We start from the raw sequence: 3,059 nt of genomic DNA, 5'->3' as shown, positions 1-3,059 counted from the left end.
CAAGTCCCGTCAGGACCGCAGCGCTGACGCCGCGCCCCGCGCGGCGTTCTGCGTATCGGAGCAGGTCGCCTTGCCGCCGGTTCGTCCGGTTGCCGGGTAACATGAGCCGAGCGACACGGCCAGGTAGCTCAGTTGGTACGAGCGTCCGACTGAAAATCGGAAGGTCGGCGGTTCGACCCCGCCCCTGGCCACATAGCCTTTCGCCGGGCTACAGAGATCCCCACCAGCGAATACGCAGGTGGGGATCTTGCTTTGGCGAGCGTGATCAACACGACTTTCTGAAAGTCGCGGCGTTCCGGCTGGCGCGACACCGCGTATTCAAGGAAACCGAGTCGATCATGTCTGCGGTCGCCTCCGCATCAGGGCAGCGCGGCGGGCGTGCCGCATTGCCACGCGGCGTCAGTGGTCGCGGCGACCCTGCGAGCGATGCTGGGCCACGCCGCCCTGGATCGCCTCCCACACGCTGCGTCCGGCCTCTCGCAGCGTCTCCCCCGCCTGCTCGGCGAACTGGGCTGCGCTCTGCGCCGCAGCCTGCGCCGCGCCCGGCAGACCACCGTCGCCGCCACCGGACGGGCTCGGACCCGACCCATCCGACTGCTTGCGGGCTTCTTCGGTGCGACGCGGACCCTCGTGCCGCTGACCTTCCGAACCATGGGCAGCCGGCGGGCCGGTCTCCGGACGCTGGCCCTGCGAACGCTGGCCCTCCTGCTGCTGCCCCTCCGACTGTGGACTGCGCGGACGCTGGCCCTCCGCACGCTGCTCCTCCGACTGCGGGTTCTGCGGCTCACGGCCCTCCGGAGGCTGGCCCTCCGGACGCTGACCTTCCGGCTGCGCCTGGTCGGCCGGTCCTGGGCCACCGGCTCGCGGTCCAGGACCGCCGGCACCCGGTCCTGAGCCGACCGGACCAGCCCCGGACCGACCCGCATCCGGCCGACCCGCATTCGGCCGACCCGCATTCGGCCGGTCAGGACCCGGTCGCCCACGGCCCGGCTGATCCAGCTCCGGCTGATCGAGACCATGGCGATCGGGGCCATGGCGATCGGGGCCATGGCGATCGGGGCCATGGCGATCGGGGCCATGGCGATCGGGGCCATGGCGATCGGGGCCATGGCGATCGGGACCCGGCTGACCGGAGCCCGATGGCCGACCTGGACCAGTCCGGTCGGAGCCCAGCCGGTCGCGGTCGACCACCGGGCTGGCCGCGCCGACCTGCCGGCTCGGCTGGTCGCGGACGTCGTCCGAGCGTCGACCCGATGCCTTGATCTCCGCTGAGCCTGCGGCCAGCTGCTGGGCGCCGCGGTTCATGTCTTCGACGGCGGTGCCGGCCGTGCGCGCGAGCGTCTCGATGATGTGTGGGTTGTGGTCGAGTGTGTCGAGCGCGCGGCCCAGGATCCTGGTCAACTGCTCCAACCGCACCCGCAGCTGCGCCTCGGCGTTCACCCCGTCGATGTTCAACTCGCCGCCGTTGAGGTGCACCCGTACGCCGGCGTCGACCTGGAGCAGGTTGGCCACCCGGGCCCGCAACGACAGGTCGGCCTCCAGACCGTCGACCGCCAGTCGGATGGAGTCGACGGTGACCTTCGGAATGTCGAGCAGGACGTCCGGGTCTGCGGCGTCGTCGACGGTCCGGTCCGGTCCTCGTTGCTGCGCGTTCTCGCTCATGATCTCCCGCCCGCCCGCACGAAAGTCCCGGTCGTCCGCGCGGTTACCCGCTTTCCAGCCGGGCATCCCGTCCGTGACGACTCGACGACCCTCTGTCTGGAACCGGGCACCGCGCGAAGCTGCACACCGAGGCATCAGCCGGTATGGTCCGGGCCTATGGGACAGGAATTGACTGATCCGGCCGACATCCGGCAGGACGTCGGCCAGTTCTCTCTCCGGTGCAGCGTTCTCGTCCCGGGTGCCGCCGAGCACGCATTCGCGGTCTTCAGCGACGAGCTGACCGACTGGTGGGTCACCGAATACACCTGGTCCGGCCCGGACGCACTGGCCGAGCTGGGCATGGAGCCTCGGGCCGGCGGCATGCTCTACGAGATCGGCCCGTACGGTTTCCGGGCCGACTGGGGCCGGGTGCTCACTTGGGATCCGCCTCGCCGACTGGTCTTCGTGTGGCAGATCGGCCCCGACCGGGCACCGGTGCCGGACCCGGCCCGCGCGAGCGAGGTCGAGGTGTTGTTCCATGCCGAGGGGCCGGAACAGACCCGGCTCGAACTGGAGCACCGGCACTTCGACCGGCACGGCGAGGCTGCCGAGGGTTACCGCAAGGCGCTCACTGCCGGCTGGCACGAGCTGCTCACCCGCTACGTCGCCACGGTGTCGCGCCATCGCCCCAGCACGGCGGCCTGACGGCCTACCGGATCACCGGCCGAGCCGCCGACCGGCAGCGGCACCACCGAGGTCCCGACCACCGAGGTTCGCGCGTTCCCCGGCCTCCGCCCCCGAACCGAAGCCGGTGCCGCCCAACCGACGTGGCGGTGCCGTACGCAGCCGTGGGTACTCCTCGGTGAGCCGGCGCTGCACCCGGTCGGACCGGTCGGCCAGCACCAGCGCCACCGACGGGGTCCCCGACTCGCTGGCCGCCGCCGACTCCGCCGCCCAGAGTCGCCCTCCGACCACCTCCGCGAAGCCGGCCAGCCAGGAGCGGCGGAAGGCGGCGGGGTGGTCGTCGGCGGGCACCTCGGTGGCGGCCAGGCCGTGCGCCGCCTGCACGAGCAGTGAGGTGAAGAGCAGGTCGACCCGTTCCAGGTCACTGGCGAAGCCGAAGAGGTGCAGGGCGAAGCCGTTGCCCTGCCGACGGCGTACGCAGCGGCAGCGCAGCGGCTCGGCCACCGCGGCGAGCAGGCCGACCTTGTCGCGGGCGTACGGGGCGACGACGTCCAGCACCCGATCGCCGACCGGGTCGGTGGTCGGGTCCCGGGCGGCGAGCAGCGCCCGGTCGACGCCGTAGCGGGCGATCAGCTCGGTCGCCTTGGCGGTGAACGCGGCGGACTCGGCCGGCGTGCAGGCCGGGTCCTCGGCCTGGGCCAACAGCTTGCGCACCTTGCTGAGCATGGCCTCGG

General features: G+C 72.1%; 3 protein-coding genes and 1 tRNA gene. 2 read left to right on the top strand and 2 right to left on the bottom strand.

Translation table 11 applies throughout. The features are described 5' to 3' along the window. Positions 1 to 117 precede the first annotated feature (117 nt). A tRNA-Phe gene (locus ABZ749_RS32760) sits at positions 118 to 191 on the top strand. Positions 192 to 399: 208 nt separating this feature from the next. Here ABZ749_RS32760 and ABZ749_RS32755 read toward each other — a convergent pair. Continuing rightward, a complete protein-coding gene (locus ABZ749_RS32755) occupies positions 400 to 1,662 on the bottom strand; it encodes a hypothetical protein (protein WP_357234712.1) in 1,263 nt (420 codons plus the stop codon). 156 nt (positions 1,663 to 1,818) lie between these two features. Between ABZ749_RS32755 and ABZ749_RS32750 the strand changes: the two genes are divergently transcribed. Further along, positions 1,819 to 2,346 carry an SRPBCC family protein gene (locus ABZ749_RS32750; RefSeq protein WP_355004723.1) on the top strand — a complete coding sequence of 176 codons (528 nt, stop codon included), beginning with the start codon at positions 1,819 to 1,821 and terminating at the stop codon, positions 2,344 to 2,346. 12 nt (positions 2,347 to 2,358) lie between these two features. Here the strand turns inward: ABZ749_RS32750 and ABZ749_RS32745 are convergent. Further along, positions 2,359 to 3,059, bottom strand: a 701-nt coding sequence (locus ABZ749_RS32745; RefSeq protein WP_357234710.1) for a DUF2786 domain-containing protein, incomplete at its 5' end; no start/stop codon positions are given.

Origin of the sequence: Micromonospora sp. NPDC047753, from assembly GCF_040642735.1 — a bacterium.
Taxonomy (GTDB): Bacteria; Actinomycetota; Actinomycetes; order Mycobacteriales; family Micromonosporaceae; genus Micromonospora.
Note: the sequence above shows the minus strand (reverse complement) of the source record. Positions and strands in the feature narration are given on the sequence as shown.

Bases quoted from the DNA above. Each gene is read 5' to 3' on its own strand.
- ABZ749_RS32755 (WP_357234712.1), bottom strand. From the start codon at position 1,662: ATGAGCGAGAACGCGCAGCAACGAGGACCGGACCGGACCGTCGACGAC.
- ABZ749_RS32750 (WP_355004723.1), top strand. From the start codon at position 1,819: ATGGGACAGGAATTGACTGATCCGGCCGACATCCGGCAGGACGTCGGC.